This window comes from Delftia sp. Cs1-4 (genome assembly GCF_000214395.1).
Lineage (GTDB): Bacteria > Pseudomonadota > Gammaproteobacteria > Burkholderiales > Burkholderiaceae_C > Comamonas > Comamonas acidovorans.
This window is the reverse complement of record NC_015563.1, coordinates 1,739,935-1,763,658: the sequence shown is the minus strand read 5'-3', so window position 1 is coordinate 1,763,658 and position 23,724 is coordinate 1,739,935. Positions and strand designations below refer to the sequence as shown.

Annotated in this window: 21 protein-coding genes; 8 read left to right on the top strand and 13 right to left on the bottom strand. The window is 66.9% G+C overall.

Going from position 1 to position 23,724, the window contains the following annotated elements; all coding sequences use genetic code 11:
* Nucleotides 1-21: 21 nt before the first annotated feature.
* The 3 genes from DELCS14_RS07805 to DELCS14_RS07795 form a co-directional block, all read right to left on the bottom strand.
* Nucleotides 22-840, bottom strand: coding sequence for a DUF4198 domain-containing protein (locus DELCS14_RS07805; RefSeq protein ID WP_013801142.1), 819 nt, complete (start codon nt 838-840; stop codon nt 22-24).
* Nucleotides 841-940: 100 nt separating this feature from the next.
* A complete protein-coding gene (locus DELCS14_RS07800; protein WP_013801141.1) occupies nt 941-1,468 on the bottom strand; it encodes a DUF2271 domain-containing protein in 528 nt (175 codons plus the stop codon).
* A gap of 20 nt (nt 1,469-1,488) precedes the next feature.
* Nucleotides 1,489-2,127: a PepSY-associated TM helix domain-containing protein gene (locus tag DELCS14_RS07795; RefSeq protein ID WP_013801140.1), complete on the bottom strand. Its 639-nt coding sequence runs from the start codon at nt 2,125-2,127 to the stop codon at nt 1,489-1,491.
* A 201-nt stretch (nt 2,128-2,328) separates the two neighbouring features.
* Between DELCS14_RS07795 and DELCS14_RS07790 the strand changes: the two genes are divergently transcribed.
* The 6 genes from DELCS14_RS07790 (at nt 2,329) to DELCS14_RS07765 (ending at nt 8,785) form a co-directional block, all read left to right on the top strand.
* The gene (locus tag DELCS14_RS07790; protein WP_275450221.1) at nt 2,329-2,868 is read left to right on the top strand and encodes a sigma-70 family RNA polymerase sigma factor; all 540 of its coding nucleotides are present in this window, start codon (nt 2,329-2,331) and stop codon (nt 2,866-2,868) included.
* The gene (locus DELCS14_RS07785) at nt 2,865-3,908 is read left to right on the top strand and encodes a FecR domain-containing protein (RefSeq protein ID WP_013801138.1); all 1,044 of its coding nucleotides are present in this window, start codon (nt 2,865-2,867) and stop codon (nt 3,906-3,908) included. Before DELCS14_RS07790 ends, DELCS14_RS07785 begins: the two co-directional genes overlap by 4 nt.
* A 126-nt stretch (nt 3,909-4,034) precedes the next feature.
* A complete protein-coding gene (locus DELCS14_RS07780) occupies nt 4,035-6,551 on the top strand; it encodes a TonB-dependent siderophore receptor (RefSeq protein ID WP_013801137.1) in 2,517 nt (838 codons plus the stop codon).
* Nucleotides 6,552-6,707: 156 nt separating this feature from the next.
* A complete protein-coding gene (locus DELCS14_RS07775) occupies nt 6,708-7,796 on the top strand; it encodes a tripartite tricarboxylate transporter substrate-binding protein (RefSeq protein ID WP_013801136.1) in 1,089 nt (362 codons plus the stop codon).
* Nucleotides 7,797-8,016: 220 nt separating this feature from the next.
* On the top strand, nt 8,017-8,322 hold the full coding sequence (locus tag DELCS14_RS07770) for a winged helix-turn-helix transcriptional regulator (protein WP_012206858.1): 306 nt from the start codon (nt 8,017-8,019) through the stop codon (nt 8,320-8,322).
* A 109-nt stretch (nt 8,323-8,431) separates the two neighbouring features.
* On the top strand, nt 8,432-8,785 hold the full coding sequence (locus tag DELCS14_RS07765) for an FKBP-type peptidyl-prolyl cis-trans isomerase (RefSeq protein ID WP_012206859.1): 354 nt from the start codon (nt 8,432-8,434) through the stop codon (nt 8,783-8,785).
* Between the two features lie 117 nt (nt 8,786-8,902).
* Here the strand turns inward: DELCS14_RS07765 and DELCS14_RS07760 are convergent, their stop codons facing one another.
* The 4 genes from DELCS14_RS07760 to ppsA form a co-directional block, all read right to left on the bottom strand.
* Nucleotides 8,903-9,427, bottom strand: a complete 525-nt coding sequence (locus tag DELCS14_RS07760) for a hypothetical protein (RefSeq protein ID WP_013801135.1) — start codon at nt 9,425-9,427, stop codon at nt 8,903-8,905.
* A 186-nt stretch (nt 9,428-9,613) separates the two neighbouring features.
* A complete protein-coding gene (locus DELCS14_RS07755; protein ID WP_013801134.1) occupies nt 9,614-11,713 on the bottom strand; it encodes a VC_2705 family sodium/solute symporter in 2,100 nt (699 codons plus the stop codon).
* Nucleotides 11,706-12,086, bottom strand: a complete 381-nt coding sequence (locus DELCS14_RS07750) for a DUF4212 domain-containing protein (protein WP_012206862.1) — start codon at nt 12,084-12,086, stop codon at nt 11,706-11,708. The genes DELCS14_RS07755 and DELCS14_RS07750 overlap by 8 nt, the downstream gene beginning before the upstream one ends.
* A 17-nt stretch (nt 12,087-12,103) precedes the next feature.
* On the bottom strand, nt 12,104-14,494 hold the full coding sequence (ppsA, locus tag DELCS14_RS07745; RefSeq protein ID WP_012206863.1) for a phosphoenolpyruvate synthase: 2,391 nt from the start codon (nt 14,492-14,494) through the stop codon (nt 12,104-12,106).
* 209 nt (nt 14,495-14,703) lie between these two features.
* Here ppsA and DELCS14_RS07740 point away from each other — a divergent pair, with 209 nt between their 5' ends.
* Nucleotides 14,704-15,525: a pyruvate, water dikinase regulatory protein gene (locus tag DELCS14_RS07740; protein ID WP_012206864.1), complete on the top strand. Its 822-nt coding sequence runs from the start codon at nt 14,704-14,706 to the stop codon at nt 15,523-15,525.
* 15 nt (nt 15,526-15,540) lie between these two features.
* Here DELCS14_RS07740 and DELCS14_RS07735 read toward each other — a convergent pair whose 3' ends face one another.
* Nucleotides 15,541-16,485: a LysR family transcriptional regulator gene (locus DELCS14_RS07735; protein ID WP_013801133.1), complete on the bottom strand. Its 945-nt coding sequence runs from the start codon at nt 16,483-16,485 to the stop codon at nt 15,541-15,543.
* Between the two features lie 144 nt (nt 16,486-16,629).
* Between DELCS14_RS07735 and DELCS14_RS07730 the strand changes: the two genes are divergently transcribed.
* Nucleotides 16,630-16,908 carry a DUF2798 domain-containing protein gene (locus DELCS14_RS07730; protein ID WP_013801132.1) on the top strand — a complete coding sequence of 93 codons (279 nt, stop codon included), beginning with the start codon at nt 16,630-16,632 and terminating at the stop codon, nt 16,906-16,908.
* A gap of 48 nt (nt 16,909-16,956) precedes the next feature.
* On the opposite strand, the gene DELCS14_RS07725 is transcribed toward DELCS14_RS07730, so the two are convergent.
* The 5 genes from DELCS14_RS07725 to ahpC form a co-directional block, all read right to left on the bottom strand.
* Nucleotides 16,957-18,081 carry a hemin-degrading factor gene (locus DELCS14_RS07725; protein ID WP_013801131.1) on the bottom strand — a complete coding sequence of 375 codons (1,125 nt, stop codon included), beginning with the start codon at nt 18,079-18,081 and terminating at the stop codon, nt 16,957-16,959.
* Nucleotides 18,078-18,449, bottom strand: a complete 372-nt coding sequence (locus DELCS14_RS07720) for a hypothetical protein (protein ID WP_043796613.1) — start codon at nt 18,447-18,449, stop codon at nt 18,078-18,080. Before DELCS14_RS07720 ends, DELCS14_RS07725 begins: the two co-directional genes overlap by 4 nt.
* Nucleotides 18,450-18,515: 66 nt before the next feature.
* Nucleotides 18,516-20,777, bottom strand: coding sequence for a TonB-dependent hemoglobin/transferrin/lactoferrin family receptor (locus DELCS14_RS07715; RefSeq protein ID WP_228676860.1), 2,262 nt, complete (start codon nt 20,775-20,777; stop codon nt 18,516-18,518).
* Nucleotides 20,778-21,197: 420 nt separating this feature from the next.
* Complete coding sequence (gene ahpF, locus DELCS14_RS07710; protein ID WP_013801128.1) at nt 21,198-22,754, bottom strand: alkyl hydroperoxide reductase subunit F; 1,557 nt, start codon at nt 22,752-22,754, stop codon at nt 21,198-21,200.
* Nucleotides 22,755-22,857: 103 nt separating this feature from the next.
* Entirely contained in the window at nt 22,858-23,421 is a 564-nt protein-coding gene (gene ahpC / locus DELCS14_RS07705; RefSeq protein ID WP_012206871.1) for an alkyl hydroperoxide reductase subunit C, read from the bottom strand.
* Between the last annotated feature and the right edge of the window lie 303 nt (nt 23,422-23,724).

Here is a 23,724-nt window from a genome sequence, read left to right as displayed (position 1 = left end):
CCCCGGGCGGGGACGCAAGGCTCAGGGCAGCACCTCGAACGTGCCCACGTAGGACAGGCGGCGCTCCTTGGCCTGGGGCAGCGATGTCTTGTTGTCCTGGGCGTCGGCATCCACCCAGTACATGCCGGCGGTGGGCCAGGTCACGCTGAACTCGCCCTTGGCGTCGGTCGTGGCCTTGATCTCGCCCTTGTTGTCGCGGTAGCGCGTGGCGCCGGGCACCAGCACGACTTCCAGGTTGGCGGCGGGCTTGCCGTCCACATGGAAGGCGAAGGTGGCCTTCTCGCCCTTGACCAGGTCGTTGGGATGGGTCACGGGCACCAGCTCCAGCCCCTTGCCGGAAGGCTTGACGGCACTGGGCTTGCCCACGGTCACGAAGGTCTCGATGCGGCCCACGGACTGGGTCACCTTCAGGTCCTGCGCGTCGGCGGGCACATCGGCGGCGAACTTCTCGGGCGAGCCGCGCCAGCGGCGGTTCTGGCCTGTGGCCTTGTCCTTCCAGGAGGCAAACAGGCCGTCGTTGACGATGGCCAGGCGGTAGGTGCCGCTTTGCTGCAGGTCCAGATCGAACACGCTGCGCAGCTTGCCGCGATGGGCATTCTGCGGCGCGACGGCCGAGCCGTCCGGTGCCGAGACAACGAGGTTGTCCAGGCCCAGCGGCACGTGGTTGAAGAAGAACAGGTCGTTGGAGACAGCGGCATCCACCGTGATCCATTCGGCCTTGGACAGCACCGTGGTCGAGGGCAGCAGCCACAGGTTGTGGGCCTGGGCGGCCTGGAAGGCGCCGCAGGCAATGGCGAGGCTGGCAGCCAGACGGACGGCAAAGCGGGTCTTGGACTTCATGAAAAATCTCCTTGGTTCGTGGATGGGTCTGGCACGTGCAGCGATGGCGTCGTCCCCCTCGTGAGGGGGAAGGCGCACAGCGCCTCGGCGGCTTTCAATTTCAAGGCTTGAGTTCGACGCTGATCTCGCCCAGCTCGCTGCTGCCCTTGGCGCTCAGTTGCTCGGCCTTGGCCGCGGGCCACTTGAAGGGCACAGTAACCACTTCGCGGCCGCCGACTTCGCGCGCGGCCTCGACCACGAGCTTGTATTCACCGGGCGGCAGCTTGGCGAAGGGATTGGAGCCTTCGGTGAAGCTCAGCTGGTGCTTGCCCACGGGACGCGTGGGACTGGTCACGCCATCGATCGGCAACGTCAGGTCACGGCCCGTGCGGCGCCACCACTGGCGCATGTCCTTGAGCCACTTCGTGCCTTCGGCATTGCGCATCTTCACGTCGTACCAGACCGACAGCGTGGAGGCCACCGAGGCGTCGGCGCGCTCGATCCACACGGCCACGTAGGGGCGGTGGTATTCGGCGACATCCAGGCGCGGAATTTCCACGCCCACGTTCAGGCCGGCGGCAAAGACCGGGACCGCGCCCAGGCAGGCGCCAAGCGCCATGGTGTAGCGCAGAGAGAAGTGCGGATTCATTGGCAAGGCTCTTTCGGTTCTCAGTGGATCAACAGGAGGGCCAGCAGCATGGGAATCACCAGCCCCATGCCGACCATGGGCCAGGTGAAGGGGCGGTTGCCTGCATGCATCTTCAGGATGAACAGGCCCGTGACGGTGAACACCAGGCAGGCTGCGGCAAAGATGTCGATGAACCAGCTCCAGGCGGCGCCCGTGTTGCGGCCCTTGTGCAGGTCGTTCAGATAGGCGATCCAGCCCCGGTCGGTGCGCTCGTATTCGGCCTCGCCATCGGCCAGGGCAACGCGCACCCAGGCATCGCCGCCAGGGCGTGGCAGGGAGACATAGAGTTCGTCGGCCGTCCATTCGGCCTCGCGGCCCTCGGCCTCAAGGCCCCACTGGCCGCGCACCCAGTCCGCAAACGGCGCAGGCACGGGCGCCCGGTCGCGCGGCTGGCTGGCCTGCTGCTGGACCAACTGCACGCGCAGCGCATCGGGCAATGCCGCCTCGCCCCGCACGATGCGCGGCTTGGACTCGATCTGCCCCGCATGGTTGAGCGTGAACCCCGTGACGGCGAACAGCAGCATGCCGATCAGGCACAGCGCGGAGCTGACCCAGTGCCACTCGTGCAGTGTCTTGAGCCAGTAGGAACGGCGCCGAGGGTCCGGTTTGGGGGATGTCATCGCAACAGAAAAAGGCGGCAGCGCCACGCGGCGTCAACCATCACGGATGGCGGGCACGGGAGCCCAGGAAAGGAAAGGCCCGGGGATTCTACCGCCCACAAATAAGAATTGATCGCATTTACACAAGCTTTACCGGCTTAATCGTGCGCCACGCCAAGGCGGTGCCAGCATCACCCAAAGTAAAATAAGAATGCTTATCACTTGCATCTCTTCTCTTCACCCTTCGTGTCCTGTCCCGCCGTGACTCCCCACCAGGCCCTTGCCCATCTCTACCAGCAGCACCATGGCTGGCTGCGCACCTGGCTGCAGCGCCGGCTGGGCCATGCAGGCGATGCGGCAGATTTCGCACAGGACACCTACGTGCGCGTGATGGAGTCCCGCACCGAACTGTCCGAGATCCGGGAGCCCCGCGCCTTCCTCACCACGGTGGCCAAGCGCGTGATGGCCAACCATCTGCGCCGCCGAGAAATTGAACGTGCCTATCTGGACACGCTGGCGCTGCAGCCCGAGCCGCTGGCGCCCTCGCCCGAGGAACGCGCCATCGTGCTGGAGACGCTGTGCGAGCTGGACCGCCTGCTCGACGGCCTGCCGCCCAAGGTGCGCGCGGCCTTTTTGCACGCCCAGCTGGACGGCATGGCCTATGCCGAGATCGCCTTGCTGCTGCAGGTCTCGGTCAGCTCGGTCAAGCAGTACATGGCGCGCGCCATCCGGCATTGCTACTTCCCGGAACATGCGGCATGACACAGCGCTGCGCTGCCGGGCGCGTCCATGGCGCCGATGGCTCCACCCATAGTGCCGACCCCGCGCTGCCGCCTGACGTGGTCCACAGCGCCGTGGACTGGCTGGTGCAGCTGTGGTCAGGCGAGTGCACAGAGGAACAACGCGCGCAATGGCTGGACTGGCGCGCGGCCCATCCGCTGCATGAGCGGGCCTGGCAGCGCATCGAGGCCACGAATGCGCGGCTCAGGCTGCCTGACGCACGCCCGGACAGCGGTCCCCTCAATGGCCCCCTTGCCACGGCCACGCTGGCGCGCAGCCTCAAGACCGCCCAGTCACGCCGCCGCCTGCTGGCCAGCGTCGCTGGCCTGGCCGGCGCAGGGGCTGCGGCATGGACTGCGCATGAGCGCCTGCCCTGGCAGGCCTGGAATGCCGATGTCAGCACCGCCAAGGGCGAGCGGCGCTCCCTGCAGTTGCCCGATGGCACGCAGCTGCTGCTCAACACCGAGACGTCCGTGGACCTTGCCTTCGACGACCAGCTGCGCCGCGTGCTGCTGTTGCGCGGCGAGCTGATGGTCACCACCGCCCATGACACGGCCCAGCCCGCGCGCCCCTTTGTGGTGGACACGCCCGCGGGCAGGCTGCGCGCCCTGGGCACGCGTTTCACGGTGCGCCATGACATGGAGACTGCGGATACGCGCGTGGCCGTTTTCGAGGGTGCGGTCGAGGCCCGCAGCCGCACGGGCGAGTTGCTGCGTGTCGACAGCGGCGAAGCCGCAAGGCTCAGTGCCACGCAGGCGCTGCCGGCCGGCGCGGCCGGCGAGGGGCCGGGCTGGGACGAAGGCGTGCTCGTGGCCTCGGACATGCGCCTGGACCGCTTCATCGACGAACTGCGCCGCTACCGACCCGGGCTGATCACGCTGGCACCCGAGGTGGCCGGGTTGCGCCTGTCGGGCGTCTTCCCGCTCGCCGATACGGACCGGATCCTGCAGTCCCTGGTACAGGTGCTGCCCGTGCGCATCCATGTGCCGGTGCGCTACTGGGTGCGCATAGGTCCGGCGTGAAGAGAAGGCGGCGGGACAACCCGGCCCGGTGACATCGGTCTGTACCTTTTCCCATCTCGCGTGACAAGCAGGGGAGAGGCGCTTTGCGGCGCCATGTTTCCTCCCTGATCCAAAGACCGCACCAACATGTCCGACCTCCATCACCAGCACCGCCTCGCTACCGCGGCGGCACGCGTCCTCCGCCCCGCGCAGCCTGCGCCTGCGTTCCACCTGTCCGCATTGACCCTGGCCCTGGCCGCCGCACTGGCCAGCCTGTCCGCCCTGCCCTTGCCCGCGAATGCCCAGGCCCAGGCCCAGACAGGTACCGAGCGCGCCCAGGCCTACGACATTCCGGCAGGACCGCTGGAGGCCGCGCTCACGCGCTTCGCCAAGGCCTCGGGCGTGCTGCTGGCCTATACGCCCGAGCTGGTGCGCGATCTGCAAAGCCCGGGCCTGCAGGGCAGCCATGCGCCGGCCGAGGCGCTGACCCGCCTGCTGGCGGGCTCGGGCCTGGCGGCCGCGACCTCGGGCAACGGCGGCTATACGCTGCGCCGCTCGCAGGCATCGCCTGCGTCCTCGACAGCGCCTGCCGCATCAGCCGTGGGCGCCACCACGCTGGGCGAGGTGCACGTCACCGCCAAGGCCGAGGTCGGCAGCGCCACGGAAGGCACGGGCGCCTACACCGCGACGGGACCCAGCAGCACGGCCACGGGCCTGGGCCTGTCGCTGCGCGAGACGCCGCAGTCGGTGAGCGTGATGACGCGCCAGCGCATGGACGACTTCAAGCTGGAGACGCTGACCGACGTGCTGGAGCAGACGCCCGGCGTGGCCGTGGTCCGCCAAAGCGAGATGACCACCTTCAACGTGCGCGGCTCCAGCGTCAACCTGCAGACCGATGGCAGCCGCCAGCTCACCAATGGCTGGGGCTGGAACACGCACATCATGTACTCGCTGGACGATCTGGCCGAGATCGACCGCGTTGAAGTGCTCAAGGGCTCGTCGGGCCTGATCAATGGCGACGGCGCCTACGGAGCCACGGTCAACCTGATCCGCAAGCGCCCCACGCGCGACTTCCAGGCCAGCGCAATGGCCAGCGCGGGCAGCTGGGGCACCTACCGTGCCGATGCCGACATTGCCGGTCCGCTGAACCAGGAAGGCAGCCTGCGCGGCCGCCTGGTGGCCTCGCGCAAGAGCGGCGACAGCTTCCGCGACCACCAGCACAGCAACAGCTCCATGCTGTACGGCACGCTGGAATACGACCTCACCCCCGACACCCTGCTGAGCGCCGGCATCACCTACCGCCAGCGCGAGCTGCGCGGCTCGGGCGGCACCACGCCCATCCAGGGCTACACGGGCACCGGCCAGTTCGTCGGCTGGATGCCGCGCTCGCTGAACATCGCCGCGCCCTGGTCGGGCTACGAGCAGGAGTCGCTCAACAGCTTCGCGCGCCTGGAGCACCGCTTTGCCAGCGGCTGGAAGGCCAAGCTGCAGATGTCGCATGAAGAGGTGAAGACGCCCGACATGCAGATCGGCCTGCTGCGCTACGCCCTGCCCAGCTCGGCCCAGTTCGCGGCCTACAAGGACATCGAGTCCCGCAACCAGAACATCAGCATCGACGTGCAGGGCCCGTTCACGCTGTTCGGCCGCCAGCATGAGTTGCTGGTGGGCGCGGGCGCCGCACGCAACCGCACCACGCTGCTGCGCGGCGCGCGCCCCGGCCTGGACCTGCCGCAGGTGGACTTCAGCCAGGGCGGCGCAGCCATCCCGGCGCCAGCGGACAACATCCCCTATTCCAACGACCTGTTCAGCAACAAGCGCAGCTATCTCTACAGCGCGGCACGCCTCAATCTGGCCGATCCGCTGAAGCTGATCGCCGGCCTGCGCGTGACCAACTATGACCAGAAGGATGTGACCGACATCAGCTGGTACAACTACAACATGCGCGAGCACGGCGTGGTCACGCCCTATGCGGGCCTGGTGTATGACGTCAGCCCGAACATCTCGCTGTATGGCAGCTACGCCAGCATCTTCAAGGCGCAAAGCGCCAAGGATCTGCAGGAACGCACCCTGCCGCCCGAGGAGGGCCTGACCTACGAGATCGGCGCCAAGGGCGAATTCTTCGACAAGCGGTTGAACGCCAGCGTCGCCCATTTCTGGATGCGCACCGACAACACGGCCGTGGAAGACGGGCTCATGCCCAATGGCGAAACGGCCTACCGCGCGGTCCAGGGCGCGCGCAGGCGCGGCTTCGAACTGGAACTGTCCGGCGAGCTGGCCAAGGGCTGGCAGACCCAGGGCAGCTACGTGACCATCAACAGCAATCTGGACAACGCCGCCACCAGCCCGCGCCACCAGTTCAAGCTGGGCACCACCTACCGCTTCGCGCAGGGCGCGCTGTCCGGCCTGACCGTGGGTGGCGCCGCGCGCTGGCAAAGCGCCATCTCCACCAGCCGCGGCGCCGCCACGCTGCGCCAGGACGCCTACTGGGTGATGGACCTGATGGCGCGCTACCAGATCAACCGCCATCTCAGCATCGCGGCCAACGTCAACAACCTGTTCGACAAGCACTACTTCTCTGGCGTGACCAACTTCAATGCCCAGGGCCTGTACTACACCTGGGGTGCGCCGCGCAGCGTCAACGTGAGCATGCGTTACGACTTCTGAGCGTTGAAGGACCGCACCGACCCAGGAACCCCAGAGCCGCGCGGGCCGGACTGCGCTGTACTGTGTTGTGTCAAGCAGCTGACGCACATGCTTACATAATCTGCTTTTCTGATTCATTTGCGCCCACAATGGCGCGCGAACCCGATTGGAGACTGCATGCGCCTTCCGAGCTTTTCGCAAACCGCCGCCAACGCCGCCCATACCGCCGCCCATACCGCCGATGGAACGCGCCAGAACCGCCGCCAGATGCTGGCCCAGGGCGCTGCCCTGGCCATGCTGTGCTCTCCTCTGGCCCATGCCGCACCGCCAGCGGCCGCACCTGCAGTCCATGCGCCACGGGCTGCCGGCAGCGCCCAGCGCGTGGCGACCAGCCTGCGCATCGTCATTCCGGCCAATGCCGGCGGCGGCTGGGACCAGACCGGCCGCGCATTGGGCGCGGCGCTGGTGGCCAGCGGCGCGACCGAGCGCGTGGAGTATGAAAACGTGGGCGGCAAGGGAGGCACCATCGGCCTGGCCCAGTTTGCCGAGCGCCATGGCAAGGACCCCGACGCCCTGCTGATCGGTGGCATGGTGATGGTCGGCGCGGTGGCACTGCAAAAGCCGGCCGTCAACATGTCGCATGTACAGCCGATTGCCCGCCTGACCAGCGACTACCTCGTCGTGGCCGTACCTGCCGACTCCCCCATCCGCAATGCCAAGGACCTGGTGGCCGCGCTGCGCAGCGACCTGGCCCACCAGTCGTTTGCGGGTGGCTCGGCCGGTGGCGTGGACCACATGTTCGCCGGCCTGCTCACGCGCGCGGCCAAGGCGGCGCCCGAGCAACTGGTCTACAAGCCCTTTCCTGGCGGCGCCCAGGTGGTGGAGGCCTTGCTCAAGGGCGATGCGCGCATGGGCGTGTCCGGCTACAGCGAGTTCAGCGAGGCGCTGGCCAGCGGCAAGCTGCGCGCCATCGGCGTGTCCTCGCGCCGCAGCCTGTTCGGCCTGCCCTCGTTCCGCGAGCAGGGGCTGGATGCGGACATGGCCAACTGGCGCGCCGTCTTCACTGGCAAGCAGGTCAGCGCCGCACGTGTCCAGGCCCTGCTGGGCGCCGTGGAGCAGGCCACGCAGCACGAGAGCTGGCAACGCGCCCTGCGCCAGAACCGCTGGGAGCCTTCCTGGCAGGCGGGCCGCGATTTCAACGGCTTTCTGGAGCTGGAGCACACCACGGCCAGCGTGATGACCTATCTGCTCAAACTCAAGAGCTGAGAAACCGCCGCGCAGCGGGCAGGCCACGTGGCGGGCCTGCAACACTGGCTTGGTCATACGCGTATTCCTCTAGCGTGGGGCATTGCCGCTGTGGGTTTTGAGCTACCAAACTTGTAGCAGAATGGATCCAGAGCTATAGTTCCCCGGGACTTGGCTCGGCGCGCGTCCCACCCGGACGCACCCGCCGGCTCACCCATACCATTGCGCAAGGAGAAGCGTCATGAGCTCCAAGGAAAACGCCGCCATCAACCAGCTGTTCGAGAAACTCGAATGCCGCTACGCGTTGCGCGTGCTGTGGGCGCTGCGTGACGGCCATCCTCAGACCTTTCGACTGCTGCAAGACAGCGTGGGCGGCATCACGCCCAACACGCTGAACACCCGCATCAAGGAGCTGCGCGAGTGCGGGCTGCTGGAGCATGGCTCCGACGGCTACACCGTGACGCTGGCCGGCCAGGACCTGCTCAAGCGCCTGTCCGATGTGCAGGCCTTTGCCAACCGCTGGGTGGCCGCGCGCGCCAAGAAGTGATGTCAGGCCGGGCGCGGCACCAGGCGCCACGGCCTCTTCCCGCGCAGGGCCACCGGCCCGCCGGGTCGTCTCCTTTCCCCCTACCGTTTCTCTCTCAAGGAATACCACCATGGCTTTCACCACCACCGCATCCGGCCTGCAGTATGAAGACACCGTCGTGGGCGACGGCGCCGAAGCCCAGCGCGGCCGCAGCGTGACCGTGCACTACACGGGCTGGCTCTACAACAACGGCGTGCAGGGCGCCAAGTTCGACTCCAGCAAGGACCGCAACGATCCCTTCGTCTTCCCCCTGGGCGGCGGCATGGTGATCAAGGGCTGGGACGAAGGCGTGCAAGGCATGAAGGTGGGCGGCCAGCGCACCCTGATCATCCCGGCCGAGCTGGGCTATGGCGCCCGCGGCGCTGGCGGCGTGATCCCCCCCAATGCCACGCTGAAGTTCGACGTGGAGCTGCTGGCCGTCTGAGCCTGCACCCACGGATTCATGCAAGGGCAAGGCGCGAAGGCGCCTTGCCCTTTTTCATTGCCGCGCCGCCCCAAGATGAAAAGCGCACCCTCGGCGAGCGTGCGGGCCATTCCTCATTCAAGGTGCCTTGCCGAACAGCGCCTCGTGCAGCGGCAGGTAGCTGGCAGGACTGGCCGCCTCGCGCAGGCGCGGCGCCAGCGCCACCAGCTGGTCGTAACCCATGGCCGCTTCCACAGCAAGGTTGAGCCGGAACCCCTTCAGGCCCAGGTTGGCCGTGATGGCCACGGCCAGCGGATAGGCATTGCGATAGCGCACGGCCAGCGAAGGCTCGGACTGCGCGGGGCCATCGCCAGTCGAATCCGTGGGCGAAGCCGCTGCAGCAGGCGCGGCAGGGACCGAAGGCACCGCAACGGCCACCACGCCCAGCCGGGGCTCGGCCGCGTCGCGCGGTGCCAGCCATTCGCGCTCCACCAGCGCCAGGATCTCGTCCTGCGTCACGCCCATGCCGGCCACGGCCTGCAGCACCTGCGCCAGGCTGCGTTGCCCGTCAAACAGCAAAAAGGCCGAGCGCAACCGGGGCGAGAGATCGGCATGGCGTTCCTTGAATGCCTGTTGGCCGGCGGACGTTTTCACAAAATGCATGGCGGACGGGATTCTCTGCAAGGGATCGGATCGGACACGGCTCGCAGCGTGTCATGAGCCTCCGGCTCCCAAAAGCGGGTTTTCCAGCACGCACGGGCTTCAGTGGGGCCGGCAATGATCCAGATCTGCCAAAAGCGCAAAAACGGGGCAGAAAATGGCCATTCTCCCGCCCGGCGGCCTCTGCCGTCAGGACGCTTTTGTGGGCACGGAACGTGCCGGGGCCCGGCGGCGCGGGTCCAGGCAGCTGACCAGCCAGGTCACCAGCAGGCCAGCCGGCACGCCGAAGACGCCCGATGAAATCGGCTGTATGCCCCACCACAGGCGCGCGTGCAGCGCTTCGGGCAGCACGGGCTGCAGTGCCGGCACATGCGAGACCATGTAGTACAGCGTGACGCCCAGCCCGGCCAGCATGCCGGCCACGGCGCCCCGGCGCGTGGTGCCACGCCAGAAGATGCCCAGCACCATGGCCGGCACGAAGGCCGAGGCCGCCAGCGAGAACGATGCCGTGACCATGGGCAGGATGTCCGAGGAACGGCGCGAGGCCACGAAGGCGGCCGACAGCGCCATCACCAGCAGCGCGAACTTGGACAGGATCACGCGCTGCTCGGGCGAGGCGCGGCGGCGGCGCTCGCGAAAGTACAGGTCGCGCACCAGCGCGTTGCTGATGGTCAGCAGCAGTCCATCGGCCGTGGACAGCGCCGCAGCCAGGCCGCCGGCCGCCACCAGGCCGGAGACCACGTAGGGCATGCCGCCCAGCTCGGGCGTGGCCAGCATGATGAGGTCGGCGCCCATGCGGATCTCGCCGAACTGCAGCACGCCATCGCCGTTGACATCCTCCACGGCCAGCAAGGAGGCATCCACCCTGGCCCACTGCGCCATCCAGTTGGGCAGCTCGTCAAAGCGGATGCCCACGAGGTTGTTCATGACCTCGAACTTGACCAGCACGGCCAGGGCCGGCGCGCTCATGTACAGCACGCCGATGAAGAACAGCGTCCAGCCCACCGAGGCCCGCGCCCCCGACACCGAGGGCGCCGTGTAGTAGCGCGTGAGCAAATGCGGCAGGCCGGCCGTGCCGGCCATGAGGCAGAACATCAGCGCCAGGAAGTTGCGCCGGCTGTCCTCGTAGATCTGCTGCTCCTGGGGCGATCCGTCGGGGTTGCCGGCGAATGGCAGGCTGTGCAGCGGGATGCCGCCCAGCGGCTTCTCGCGCTCGCGCATTTCCTGCAGTTGGCGTGTCCACAGCGCGCGCGCGGCGGCTTCGTCACGCGGCATGGCGGCCAGTTCACGGCTGGCGGCCATGATGGCGCCGATATCGCCGCTGCGCGTGCGCAGATCGCGTATGCGCTCGGCCAGCGCCTGGCGCTCGGCGGCCAGAACGCGCGGCACGTCCTTGAGCTTGTCCTCCAGCACCTCGGCGCGCAGGCGGTAGGCGGCGATCACCTCCTGCTCGGCCGGCGAGTCCAGCAGGCGCTGCTCCATCTCCGCAATCTGGCTGAGCTGGGCCGTATAGGCCAGCGGCGCCACGGGATTGCCCATCTGCCGGTAGGCCAGCCAGGACACGGGGATCAGAAAGGCCAGCAGGATCACCACGTACTGCGCGACCTGGGTCCAGGTGATGGCGCGCATGCCGCCCAGGAAGGAGCACAGCAGCACGCCGCCCAGGCCCAGCATGATGCCGATCTCGAACTGCACGCCCGTCAGCCGCGAGGCGATCAGCCCCACGCCGTAGATCTGCGCCACCACATAGGTGAACGAGCAGATCACGGCCGCCAGCGCCGCGATCACGCGCGGCCAGCGCCCGCCGTAGCGCTGCTGGAAGAAATCGGGAATGGTGTAGAGCTTCATCGCCCGCAGGTGCGGCGCGATCAGCATGGCGACCAGGCAAAAGCCGCCCGTCCAGCCCAGCAGGTAGGCCAGTCCGCCGGCCTGGCCCGGCACGCCGGCAAAGCCCTGCAGGTACAGCGCCCCCGACAGGCTGATGAACGAGGCCGCGCTGACCCAGTCCGCCGCAGCCGCCATGCCGTTGTAGAAGGGCGGAATGCGCCGGCCCGCGACGTAGTACTCCTCGGGGTCGCTGGTGCGCAGGTACACGCCGATGGCCGCATAGACCATGACGGTGAAGAACAGGAAGATGGGGCCTATCCAGTGGCGCGACAGGCCTTGCTGCTCGGCCCAGAACATGAGGGCCAGAAAACCCAGCACGCCCAGCGTGTACAGGGCCACGATGCGGTGCAGCCGCCAGTGGGAGGAGTGGGAGGCCGCCGTCAGCGGGGCGCGCTCAGCCATGGCCGGGAGGCGATGGCGGTGCGGACGGTTGCGTATCGGCCGATGGGGATGCGGGAGCCGGTGCCGTCGCAAAAGCGGCCCGGGCCTCGCGGCGCTCGAAATGGTCCATGGACAGACAATAGACGATGACGATGGCCAGGAACATCAGGACTGCCCCCTGGGCCGCGAACCAGTAGGCCAGCGGCCAGTCCGGCATCAGCGCCTGCAGGTCGCGCGCGTAGTAGCAGGCACCAAAGGAGACGGCCACCCAGACCGCGAACAGCACGGCCTTGAGCCACAGATGGCGGATGTCGTGCAGGTCGGGGGCGAAGGTCTCGCCTTCGGACGGTCCCCCGACCGCGTCGTCATGCAAGTGCGCTTTCGGCGTATGCATGGCGACGCTGTCAGCCCTTACTGCGCCAGGCGCTGCCAGGTGGCGACCACGCTGTCGGGATTCAGCGAGATGGAGGCAATGCCTTCGTCAGCCAGCCATTGGGCGAAGTCCGGGTGGTCCGAAGGGCCCTGGCCGCAGATGCCCACGTACTTGCCCTGGTCCAGGCAGGCCTTGATGGCGCGCGACAGCATCTTGCGCACGGCGGGGTCGCGCTCGTCGAAGTCGGCAGCCAGCAGCTCCAGGCCGGAGTCGCGGTCCAGGCCCAGCGTCAGCTGGGTCAGGTCGTTGGAGCCGATGGAGAAGCCGTCGAAGAACTCGAGGAACTCGTCGGCCAGGATGGCGTTGGAGGGCACCTCGCACATCATGATGAGCTTGAGTTCGTTGTCGCCGCGCTTGAGGCCGTTGGCCGCCAGCAGCTGGGTGACGCGCTCGGCCTGCTTGAGCGTGCGCACGAAGGGAATCATGATCTGCACGTTGGTCAGGCCCATGTCCTCGCGCACGCGGCGCAGTGCCTCGCACTCCATGCGGAAGGCCTCGCCGAAGTCCTCGGAGATGTAGCGCGCGGCGCCACGGAAGCCCAGCATGGGGTTCTCTTCCTCGGGCTCGTAGCGGCTGCCGCCGATGAGCTTGCGGTACTCGTTGGACTTGAAGTCCGACATGCGCACGATGACGGGCTTGGGCCAGAAGGCGGCGGCAATCGTGGCCACGCCTTCGGCAACCTTGTCCACATAGAAGGCACGCGGCGAGGCATGGCCGCGGGCCACGGACTCGACGGCCTTCTTGAGGTCGGCATCGACGGCGGGGTAGTCCAGGATGGCCTTGGGGTGCACGCCGATGTTGTTGTTGATGATGAACTCCAGGCGGGCCAGGCCCACGCCCTCGTTGGGCAGCTGGGCGAAGTCGAAGGCCAGCTGGGGGTTGCCCACGTTCATCATGATCTTGGTCTTGATGGCGGGCATCTCGCCACGCTGCACTTCGGTGATCTCGGTCTCGATCAGGCCGTCGTAGATCTTGCCGGTATCGCCTTCGGCGCAGCTGACGGTGACCAGGGTGCCGTCCTTGAGCAGGTCGGTGGCATTGCCGCAGCCGACCACGGCCGGAATGCCCAGTTCGCGCGCAATGATGGCCGCGTGGCAGGTACGGCCGCCACGGTTGGTGACGATGGCCGAGGCGCGCTTCATCACCGGCTCCCAGTTGGGATCGGTCATGTCGGTCACCAGCACGTCGCCGGGCTGGACCTGGTCCATGTTGGCGATGTCATTGACCAGGCGCACGGGGCCCGTGCCGATCTTCTGGCCAATGGCGCGGCCTTCGGCCAGCACATTGCCGGTGCCCTTGAGGGCGTAGCGCTGCTCGGCCTGGCCCTTGGCCTGGCTCTTCACGGTCTCGGGGCGGGCCTGCAGGATGTAGAGCTGGCCGTCCGTGCCGTCCTTGCCCCACTCGATGTCCATGGGGCGGCCATAGTGCTGCTCGATGACCAGGGCATAGTGGGCCAGCTGCTGCACGTCCTCGTCGGACAGCGAGTAGCGGTTGCGCAGCTCATGGGCGACGTCGGTGGTCTTGACCAGCTTGCCGCTGGCGGCCTTTTCCTCGGGCGAGGCAAAGACCATCTGGATCAGCTTGGAGCCCAGGTTGCGGCGGATCAGGGCCTTCTTGCCGGCCTTGAGCATGGGCTTGTGCACATAGAACTCGTCAGGATTGACGGCGCCCTGCACCACGGTCTCGCCCAGGCCGTAGCTGGAGGTGATGAAGACGACTTCCTCGAAGCCCGATTCGGTGTCGATGGTGAACATCACGCCGGCCGCGCCCAGGTCGGAGCGCACCATGCGCTGCACGCCGGCCGACAGGGCCACCACGTCGTGGGCAAAGCCCTTGTGCACGCGATAGGAGATGGCGCGGTCGTTGTACAGCGAGGCGAACACTTCCTTCATCTTGTGCAGCACCGACTCGATGCCCACCACGTTCAGGAAGGTTTCCTGCTGGCCGGCGAACGAAGCGTCGGGCAGGTCTTCGGCCGTGGCCGAGGAGCGCACGGCGAACGAGGCTGCCTCGTTGCCGCCCTGCAGGCGCACGAATTCCTCGCGGATGGCCTGCTCCAGATCGGCAGGGAAGGGCTGGTTCTCGACCAGGGCACGGATTTCGGCACCGACCTGGGCCAGGGCGCGGACGTCTTCCACGTCCAGGGCGGCCAGCTTGGCACTGATCTTGTCGGCCAGGCCGTCGTGGGCCAGGAACTGGCGGAAGGCGTGGGCCGTGGTGGCAAAGCCCGTGGGAACGCGCACGCCCTGCGGCAGCTGCGAGATCATTTCGCCGAGCGAGGCGTTCTTGCCGCCTACGGACTCGACATCGGTCATCCTCAGTTGTTCAAACGGAACGACGAGGGCGGTGGCCTCGAACAGTTGAGACATGGGAAAGCTCCAGAAGTTGAAAACCGTCGTGCGCCGCCCCGGCTGCCAAAGCCGGGCACGGTCGATCCATCCACGCAGGCATGCGCGAGGCTTTGCTGTTCTGGTTGGAGGCCGGCAGCGAGCATGGATGGGAAATTGGGAATAATGGGCGCCATTGTAGGCGTTTGCCGTGAACCGACGGCAGCCCCCCTGTCCAGAGTCCGACCACCATGCACACCCACACCATCTTCGTCATCTCCGATGGCACTGGCATTACAGCCGAGACCTTCGGCACGGCCATCATGGCCCAGTTCGACACCAAGTCGCGCCTGGTCCGCATCCCCTTCGTGGACACCATGGACAAGGTGCACCAGGCCGTGCGCCAGATCAACCATGTGGCCGAGTCGGAAAGCCACAAGCCCATCGTCTTCACCACCCTGGTCAACCAGGACATGCTCGACCTGATCGAGAGCCAGTGCAAGGGCAAGGTGTTCGACATGTTCGGCACCTTCGTGCGGCCGCTGGAGCTGGAGCTGGGTCAGAAATCGCTGCACCGCGTGGGCCGCTTCGCCGACATCAGCGAGAGCAAGGAATACCTGGAGCGCATGGAGGCCATCAACTACACGCTGGCCCATGATGACGGCCAGACCCACCAGGACCTGACGGGCGCCGACGTGATCCTGGTCGGCGTCTCGCGCAGCGGCAAGACCCCCACCAGCCTGTACCTGGCCATGCAGTTCGGCCTCAAGGTGGCCAACTACCCGCTGATCCCCGAGGATTTCGAGCGCAAGCAGCTGCCGCCCGCCCTGGTGCCCTCGCGCAAGAAGCTGTTCGGCCTGACCATCGATCCGCAGCGCCTGTCCAGCATCCGCAACGAACGCCGGCCCGACTCCAAGTACGCCAGCCTCGTCAATTGCCGCTACGAGGTGGCCGAGGCCGAATCCATGATGCGCCGCAGCGGCATACCGTGGCTGTCGAGCACGACCAAGTCCATCGAGGAAATCGCCACCACCATCCTGCAGGAGGTGCTGCCCCAGCACCTGGGGCACTAGCCTCCCCTGCGCTGCTCAGGCCGGTACGTTCCAGCGCAGCATGGGCTGCTGCGGCAGCGTCTCGACCAGGTAGTCCACCAGGGCACGCACCTTGGTCGGCACGTACTGGCGGTCGCGAAAGCAGGCGAAGAAATCCAGCGTGGTGTCCTCGAAATGCAGCTGCCCCTTGCGCGCCGGGCCCAGGGCCAGCGGCTGCAGCAGTCCTTCGCGCATGTAACGGTGGGCAATGAAGCTGCCGATCCAGACAATGCCGCCCCCGGCCACGGCCATCTCGGTCAGGGCATCCACGTCGCTGGCGATGGCGGTCACGCGCAGCTGCGGGTCCACACGCTTGCCGTCGCGTGAAAACGGCCAGCGCATGAAGCGGCCATCGGCCTCGCGCCGGTACAGCAGGCAGGCATGGTCCAGCAGATCCTGGGCCGTCCGTGGCCTGCCATGGGCCTGCAGATAGGCCGGTGATGCACACAGCACGCGCGGCACGGCCGCCAGCTGGCGCACGGCCATGCCGGGCTCCAGTACATCGCGGTAACGCACGCTGATGTCCACGTCTTCCTTGAGCACATCCACCTGCCTGTCCACCACCAGCAACTCCAGCTCCAGCCGGGGATGCTGCGCGGCAAAGGCCGGCAGCAGCGGCGCCAGCACATGGCGGCCAAAGGCTGCCATGCAGGCGATGCGCAGCCGGCCCTGCAACTCGCCGTGCAGCTGGGACAGGTCGGACTGCGCTTTGTCCAGCTCCTGCAGCACGGGGCCCACGCGCGCCAGATAGCGCTCGCCCGCCTCGGTCAGCGCCATGGATCGCGTGGTGCGCGTGATCAGCCGCGTGCCCAGCTCGCGCTCCAGCCGGGCGATGTTCTGGCTGGCCGCCGCCGGAGAAATGCCCAGCTGGCGCGCAGCCGAGGCAATGGAGCCGCCTTCCAGGGCTTTGACGAAGGTCTCGATGGAGCGCAGATTAGGCACAAAAAACTATGGATGAAAAATCAATTCATCAATATAGCTTACGAGTGCACCAAGCTGCAGCCCTCTACACAGCAGCACGGGCCTTGCCTACAGTCCTGCACTTGCCGCGCCGAATCGACAAGCGGCCTGACCGGATCCGCGTCCATGCCTCCTACCTCTGCCTCTGCCTCCATTTCCCCTGCAGCCCCCCGCAGCCGCAAGCTGCACCGCCGCTTCGCACCCATCGTCTTTGCCTTCTACATGTCGGCCATCATGGCGTTTCTGATGTGCTGCGCCATCGTCGGCGCCAACAGCGGCCTGGGCGCCGACTACCTGCGGCGCGTGATACAGGCCTATGTGCTGGCCATGCCCGTGGCCTTTGTCTGCGTGATGGTTGTGCGTCCGCTGGTGGGCAAGCTGGTGGCCGCCACCGTGCATCTCTGACGCGGCCCGTCGCAGGGCCGGATCTTTGTTTTCAGGGCCTGGGTGCGTTCAGGCCAGCGCCTGCGCTGCCAGGCGCGGCAGGCCTGCCACCAGTTCGCGCCAACCCGGCAGCTCGGCCCGGCCCGGCTTGCGCTCGCCAAAGAACATGACCATCAGGTCGCCCTGGGCATCGAAGGCCTCGACCGAAGTGACCACGCCATCGGCCGTGGGCTTTTGCACGGCCCAGACGCTGGCGATCAGGTCGCAGCGTAGATGCAGGTTGAAATTCGGGTCCATCACATTGATCCACTGTGCGCCGCCGGGCGTGTCCATGGGCTGGATGTTGTGCACGGGGCCGGTGTGGATCTGTATGCAGCCGCCGCTGTCTACGAAGACCATGATGGGCAGGCCGTCCATGGCCGCATCGCCCAGCAACTGGGCCACGGACTCGGGCGCCAGCCGCGCGCAGTGGCCGGGCACCAGGCGGAAGGCCTGCTGGCGCTCGGCGCCAAACCGGCGCAGCAGATCGAAGAATTCATGCGTGTCCTGCATGGCGGCCCAGGCAGTGCTCAGGCCGGGCACGTCGATGGCCTCGTCGGCCTGCGGCAGCACACGCGGGCGGGCATGGCGGAACAGGTAACCAGCGCTGGGCTCGGCGAAACGCTGCACCAGCGCCTCCCATGCCTGCAGGTCGGTGGACTCGCGCGCATGGACCTTGTGCACGGCACGGCCCTGCGCATTGAAGAACTGCAGGCTGCGCATGGCCGGCCTGCCGGCCTGGGCAGGCTGCTCGGTCACGGCATAGCCGGCATGCCATTGGGCAAAGAACATTCGCAGGTCGATGTCGCGGCCCAGGGCAAGGCCCACGCCGCCGTTGGCCGAAAGCTTCTGGTAGACCCCGGTCTTTTCGTGGACCGTGGACTCGTTGCGCGTCAGCGCCATCACGGGGCCGCAGTCCTGCAAGCCCTTCAGGATGGCCAGCCATTCGGCGCGCAGCGGCACGGCCTGGAGGCTGCCCTCATGCTGGCCCGCATGCGCGGCAATGGCGGCGCCTTCCGGCAGGCCCAGGGAATCGGCTGCCTCCTTGGCGCGCAGGCCACCCTGGCGCGCCCGCGCAAAGCGCTGGCGGACTGCGGGAGCATCGACGGGAATCAGGAGCCCGCTCTCCTCGGCATCGTGGACGGCGCTGCTCATTGCAAGGTGTCCAGCGGTGCGTGCCAGAGCGCATGGGGTACCGGCTGGGCTGCATGGACTCCAGGCAGGGCAACTCCGGCATCGGGCACGGCGCGGTGCGAGCGCGATGGCGCGCCCGCATCGGCCACTGCCTGCCAGCGTTGCTGCAGGCGCCCCAGCAGGGCGCGCATGTCATGGGACAAGCCGCCCGCGCAGGCCAGGTTTTCGAGCTGCTCGGCCACCCGGGCGGCCATGGCCGGCCTATGGGTGTCGCAGCAGCCGTGGCCGAAGCCGGTCATCAGGGCCAGCGTGGCAGCCAGCGCTGCCTCGTTCTCGGGCAGCAGGTATTCCTCGTCCTGGGCAAGGCTCTCACTCTTGGATGGATGCATGGGGTTCTCCTTGCGTTTCAGTTGGCAGCGTTGCACATGCATGCGCCCGCGCCACAGGCGCATGCTTCAGAAATCCTTGACCATCGACACCCGCACATGGCGGCCGGGCTGGCTGTAGGCGTCGGCAATCGCCGTGCTGGCAGCCAGGCCGCGCACATCGGCCCAGCGCCAATACTTCTTGTCGGTCAGGTTGTAGATGCCGGCGTTCAGGCGCAGGTCGGGACGTATGCGCCACTGGGCGCTCAGGTCGGCGACGGTGGCCGAGGGGCTGAGCCAGGCGGCGTTGCCGTTGGACACGTCGCCGGCTTTCTTGCCGCTCCAGTGCGAGACGTTGAACTGCACGCCCACGGCAGAGCGCTCATAGCGCACGCCCAGCACCAGTTGCTGGGGCGAGATGGTGTCCAGCGGCTTGTCGGACTGCGTGTCCTTGCCGTCGGTATAGCCATAGGCCAGGCGCGTCTGCCAGTCGCCGCCGGCCCAGCGGCCCCAGTCGTAGTCGGCCTTGAGTTCGAAGCCGCTGATGCGGGCACGGCCCACGTTGATGGACTGGTAGATGGCGGGGTTGGCCGCGTTGCCGGGCTGGCCCGCAACCAGTTGCTGGTCGACGATGAAGTCCTTGTAGCGCCCCGTGAACACGGCGGCGTCCAGGCGCAGCCTGTCCATGCGCCCGCGCAGGCCCAGCTCGAAGGTCTGGCTCTTTTCGGGCCGCAGATTGGGGTTGGGAATGTTCCGGTAGAACGCCACCGGGTTCTCGAAGAAGGCATTGATCTGCCCGGCATTGGGCGCCCGGAAGCCCGCCGCGTAGTTGCCGTAGACGGACCAGACCGGGCTGGCCTGCAGCATCACGCCCAGCTTGGGCGAGAGCGCGGAGTCGGAGTTGCTGACCACGGTGGGCACAAAGCCGTTCTGCCGGGGCTTGATGCTGTAGTGCTCGGCGCGCAGGCCCGGGGTCACGCTCCAGGGGCCGTTGTGCAGTTCGGCCTGGGCGAACAGGGCGGTGGCGCTTTCGGTGGTGTCGGGGAAGCGCTTGAGCGGGAAGCTCTCGCCCACGGGCGGCGTGATGCCGTTTTGCGCGTTGACCACCTTATTGCGGAGGTAGTCCAGCCCGTAGGTGAACTTGCCGCTGGCCGAAGAACTCCAGCGCAGCAGGCGGCTGGCCTGGGCGTGCAGCTGGATCGCGTCCTCGTCATAGGTCACGTCGCGCTCGCGGTAGGGCAGGCCGATGCGCGTCTCGGTGACGAATTCGCGCGCGTCGGACTTCTGGTAGCTGGCCATCAGCTGCAGTTCGTCGGCCAGCGCCGTGCCCAGCTGCTGCCACTGGCCCTGCCAGCTGGCCCGCCAGCGCTTCATGTCAGTGCGCGAGTCGGAATTGGCCACGGTGGCCGAGCGCGCGGACAGCAGGGCGTAGTCGGCGCGCTTGTCCACATTCTCGAAGGTGAAGACATGCTTTTGCACGGCACTGGGCGTGAAGACCAGGCGACCCATCAGCGACTCGCTGCGGTCTTTCTCGGGATTGGGCGTGGTGCGCGCCGCGCCCGTCACGTTGTTCGTGCCCATGTTCTCCAGCGCGTGCGAGCGGCCCAGGCCCGCCGACAGCAGCCATGCCCATTCGGGGCTGGCACGGCCCGCCACGGTGGCGCCCAGCTTGCGGCCGTTGTCCGAGCCGTCATAGCCGGCAGCCACGCGGCCGGCGATGCGCTTGTCCTTGCCCAGCAGATCGTCCGGCTGCACGGTCACGAAGTTGACCAGGCCGCCCATGCCGTCCGAGCCATAGAGCGCGGGCGTGGAGCCGCGCAGGATTTCCACGCGCTGCACCAGACCCAGGTCCAGGTAGTCGCGGCCGAAGCTGTTGGCGCTGAAGCTGTAGCTGCGCGGCAGGCGCACGCCATCGACCAGCATGAGCACGCGGTTGCCGTCCAGGCCACGGATGTTGAAGCCGCTGTTCTGGTCACGCCCGGCCGACGAGGCCGCCAGCGAGAAGCGGGCCGGGGCACGCGGCACCTCGACATTGGGCAGCAGGTTGACCATCTCGCGGATGTCGCTGGCCTGCTCGCGTTCCATGCGGCCGGCGTCGATCACGTCGATGCTCATGGGCAGGGTGTCAGGGTCCTGCACCTCGCGCGACGCGCTGATCACCATCTCCTTGAGGGCCGGGGCACGGGTCCGTGCCCCGGACGCGGCCTGCGCCAGCAATTGCGTGTCGGCATCCCCGGCATTTGCAACGTTTGCGGCAGCCTGCCCCGGATCCTGGGCCAGGGCAGCGGAGGCGCACAGCAGCGCGCAGGCGGCGGCCAGGGGATGGCGCGCCCGCCGGGCGCTTGATTGCATTGCGAAGTCGTAAGCCATTGCGAAGCCCTCTCTCTCTGATCAACATGGATGTGCGAGAGCTGGCTTCTGCTTGCAGCGGCTGGCGGGTGGCCCGCCAGCCGTTGGCGCGTCATGTGCTGGCTGGATGAAGAAAAATTATATGCGAATAGTTCTCATTTATTAGTTTGATCTGGCGCATGGGCCCCGGAACAAACCCTGCTGGCGCTGCGTGCCGCCAGGCAGCTATCTGCGCGACACCCACAGCGACAAGGCCCGCGCCTGAAGACGCGGGCATGAAAAACAGCCCCCGCCCCCCCCTTGCTGCGCCAGGCCTTCCGCCCCTGGTCGGGCGATGAAAAAAGGGCCTGGATGCCATGGCATCCGGGCCCTTTCTCCGGCTTGCTCCGCACCATGGCGGAGCAGCAACTGGTCAATGGCTGGTCAGTGGCGGATCAGGTGGTCGAAGGCCGACAGCGCAGCCGTGGAGCCGGCACCGGCAGCAATGATGATCTGCTTGTACGGCACATTGGTGCAGTCGCCTGCGCCGAACACGCCGGGCACGCTGGTGTGGCCCTTGGCGTCGATCACGATCTCGCCGAAGCGTGTCAGCTCCACCGTGCCCTTGAGCCAGTCGGTGTTGGGCAGCAGGCCGATCTGCACGAAGATGCCTTCCAGCGCCACGGTCTTGAGCTCTTCCGTCGTGCGGTCCTTGTAGGTCAGGCCGGTGACCTTCTTGCCATCGCCGTTGACCTCGGTGGTCTGGGCGTTGAGGATGACCGTGACGTTGGGCAGGCTGCGCAGCTTCTTTTGCAGCACGGCGTCGGCCTTGAGCTCGCTGGCGAACTCCAGCAGCGTCACGCTGCGCACGATGCCGGCCAGGTCGATGGCCGCTTCCACGCCCGAGTTGCCGCCGCCGATGACGGCCACATTCTTGCCCTTGAACAAGGGACCGTCGCAGTGCGGGCAGTAGGTCACGCCCTTGGTGCGGTACTTGTCCTCGCCCGGCACGTTCATGTTGCGCCAGCGCGCGCCGGTCGAGAGGATGACGGTCTTGGCCTTGAGGCTGGCGCCCGAGGCGGTCTGCACCTCGATCAGCCCGCCTTCCGTGGTAGCCGGAATCAGTTTGGACGCCGTCTGCAGGTTCATGATGTCCACCTCGTAGTCGCGCACATGGCGCTCCATGGCGGCGGCCAGTTGCGGGCCTTCGGTCTTGGAGACCGAGATGAAGTTCTCGATGTCCACGGTGTCCAGCACCTGACCACCGAAGCGCTCGGCGGCGATGCCGGTGCGGATGCCCTTGCGTGCCGCATAGATGGCAGCCGCGGCGCCGGCCGGGCCGCCGCCGACGATCAGCACGTCGAAGGCATCCTTGGCGGAAATCTTGGCCGCTTCACGCGAAGCGGCGCCGGTATCGACCTTGGCCACGATCTCGGCCAGCTCCATGCGGCCCTGGCCGAAGCGCTCGCCGTTCACAAAGACGGTGGGCACGCCCATGACTTCGCGCTGCTCGACTTCCTTCTGGAACAGCCCGCCGTCGATGGCGGTATGGCTGATCTTGGGGTTGAGCACGGACATCAGGTTCAGCGCCTGCACCACGTCGGGACAGTTGTGGCAGGACAGCGAGTAATAGGTCTCGAAGTGCAGCGGCACGTCGATATTGCGCACCTGCTCCAGCAGCTCGGCCGATTCCTTGGACGGATGGCCGCCGACCTGCAGCAGGGCCAGCACCAGCGAGGTGAATTCATGGCCCAGGGGGACGCCTGCGAAACGCACGCCGCTGTCCACGCCGGGATTGGTGATCAAGAACGAGGGCTTGCGCACCTCGGCGTCGTTGTGCTCGACGACGGTGATCTTGTCGCTCAGCTCGCGGATTTCCAGCAGCAGTTCCTTCAGCTCGCGCGCACCCTGGCTGTCATCCAGCGAAGCCACCAGCTCCACCGGACGCTGCAGGCGCTCCAGGTAGGCCTGCAATTGGGCTTTCAGGTTGTTGTCAAGCATGTCGGACTCCTAGGGAAATACGAATTTTCGGAAAAAAAAGCCCGGGCGCCAGGCACCCGGGCGTCTTCAACAGTTCAACTGTGAACAGGAAGCGGTGTACCGCTTAGATCTTGCCGACCAGGTCGAGCGAAGGAGCCAGGGTCTTGTCGCCTTCTTCCCACTTGGCGGGGCAGACTTCACCGGGGTGGTTGCGGACGTACTGGGCCGCCTTGACCTTGCGCAGCAGATCGACGGCGTTGCGGCCAATGCCTTCGGCGGTGATTTCCACGGCCTGGATCACGCCATCGGGATCGACGATGAAGGTGCCGCGGTCAGCCAGGCCCTGGCCGGGACGCAGGACTTCGAAGTTGTTGCTGATTTCCCAGGTGGGGTCGCCCAGCATCGTGTACTTGATCTTGCGGATGGTGTCCGACGTGTCGTGCCATGCCTTGTGCACGAAGTGGGTGTCGGTGGACACGGAGAAGACTTCCACGCCCAGCTTTTGCAGTTCGTCGTAATGGTCGGCCACGTCGCCCAGTTCGGTGGGGCACACGAAGGTGAAGTCAGCGGGGTAGAAGAAGAACACGGCCCACTTGCCCAGGACGTCCTTTTCGGTCACTTCGATGAACTTGCCATTCTTGAAGGCCTGCGTCTTGAAGGGCTTGATTTGGGTGTTGATCACGGACATTGCTGTTTCCTTTGTGGTTGGTGAGTGAACACAGGACGAAGTCTAGGCCCAGGCAATCGATTGATCCAATGAATTGATTGAATTCATCCGATTGCCAAAAACTATGTGAACATCCTTGGTCTCCAGGCCTGCGGGCTTGACCAGCCCGCCACTGGCCTGAAGAGGCTATTTTGGGCCGAAATATGACAAGGCAATGCAGCAACCCCGCAGCCGCGTCGGCAGCCGGCCCGCAAACGAGAACGCGCCTCATAAGCAGCCAATGCGCGATAACAGGGGTTTGCTTGATCTGACGCAGAAACCCTA

What these genes read in the sequence shown, in the direction of transcription:
- DELCS14_RS07765 (WP_012206859.1), top strand. Translation starts at nt 8,432, where the DNA reads ATGGCTTTCACCACCACCGCATCCGGCCTGCAGTATGAAGACACCGTC.
- DELCS14_RS07715 (WP_228676860.1), bottom strand. Translation starts at nt 20,777, where the DNA reads ATGCAATCAAGCGCCCGGCGGGCGCGCCATCCCCTGGCCGCCGCCTGC.
- DELCS14_RS07740 (WP_012206864.1), top strand. Translation starts at nt 14,704, where the DNA reads ATGCACACCCACACCATCTTCGTCATCTCCGATGGCACTGGCATTACA.
- DELCS14_RS07805 (WP_013801142.1), bottom strand. Translation starts at nt 840, where the DNA reads ATGAAGTCCAAGACCCGCTTTGCCGTCCGTCTGGCTGCCAGCCTCGCC.
- DELCS14_RS07795 (WP_013801140.1), bottom strand. Translation starts at nt 2,127, where the DNA reads ATGACATCCCCCAAACCGGACCCTCGGCGCCGTTCCTACTGGCTCAAG.
- DELCS14_RS07800 (WP_013801141.1), bottom strand. Translation starts at nt 1,468, where the DNA reads ATGAATCCGCACTTCTCTCTGCGCTACACCATGGCGCTTGGCGCCTGC.
- DELCS14_RS07720 (WP_043796613.1), bottom strand. Translation starts at nt 18,449, where the DNA reads ATGCATCCATCCAAGAGTGAGAGCCTTGCCCAGGACGAGGAATACCTG.
- DELCS14_RS07725 (WP_013801131.1), bottom strand. Translation starts at nt 18,081, where the DNA reads ATGAGCAGCGCCGTCCACGATGCCGAGGAGAGCGGGCTCCTGATTCCC.
- DELCS14_RS07730 (WP_013801132.1), top strand. Translation starts at nt 16,630, where the DNA reads ATGCCTCCTACCTCTGCCTCTGCCTCCATTTCCCCTGCAGCCCCCCGC.
- ahpC (WP_012206871.1), bottom strand. Translation starts at nt 23,421, where the DNA reads ATGTCCGTGATCAACACCCAAATCAAGCCCTTCAAGACGCAGGCCTTC.
- ahpF (WP_013801128.1), bottom strand. Translation starts at nt 22,754, where the DNA reads ATGCTTGACAACAACCTGAAAGCCCAATTGCAGGCCTACCTGGAGCGC.
- DELCS14_RS07760 (WP_013801135.1), bottom strand. Translation starts at nt 9,427, where the DNA reads ATGCATTTTGTGAAAACGTCCGCCGGCCAACAGGCATTCAAGGAACGC.
- ppsA (WP_012206863.1), bottom strand. Translation starts at nt 14,494, where the DNA reads ATGTCTCAACTGTTCGAGGCCACCGCCCTCGTCGTTCCGTTTGAACAA.
- DELCS14_RS07785 (WP_013801138.1), top strand. Translation starts at nt 2,865, where the DNA reads ATGACACAGCGCTGCGCTGCCGGGCGCGTCCATGGCGCCGATGGCTCC.
- DELCS14_RS07780 (WP_013801137.1), top strand. Translation starts at nt 4,035, where the DNA reads ATGTCCGACCTCCATCACCAGCACCGCCTCGCTACCGCGGCGGCACGC.
- DELCS14_RS07750 (WP_012206862.1), bottom strand. Translation starts at nt 12,086, where the DNA reads ATGCATACGCCGAAAGCGCACTTGCATGACGACGCGGTCGGGGGACCG.
- DELCS14_RS07755 (WP_013801134.1), bottom strand. Translation starts at nt 11,713, where the DNA reads ATGGCTGAGCGCGCCCCGCTGACGGCGGCCTCCCACTCCTCCCACTGG.
- DELCS14_RS07775 (WP_013801136.1), top strand. Translation starts at nt 6,708, where the DNA reads ATGCGCCTTCCGAGCTTTTCGCAAACCGCCGCCAACGCCGCCCATACC.
- DELCS14_RS07770 (WP_012206858.1), top strand. Translation starts at nt 8,017, where the DNA reads ATGAGCTCCAAGGAAAACGCCGCCATCAACCAGCTGTTCGAGAAACTC.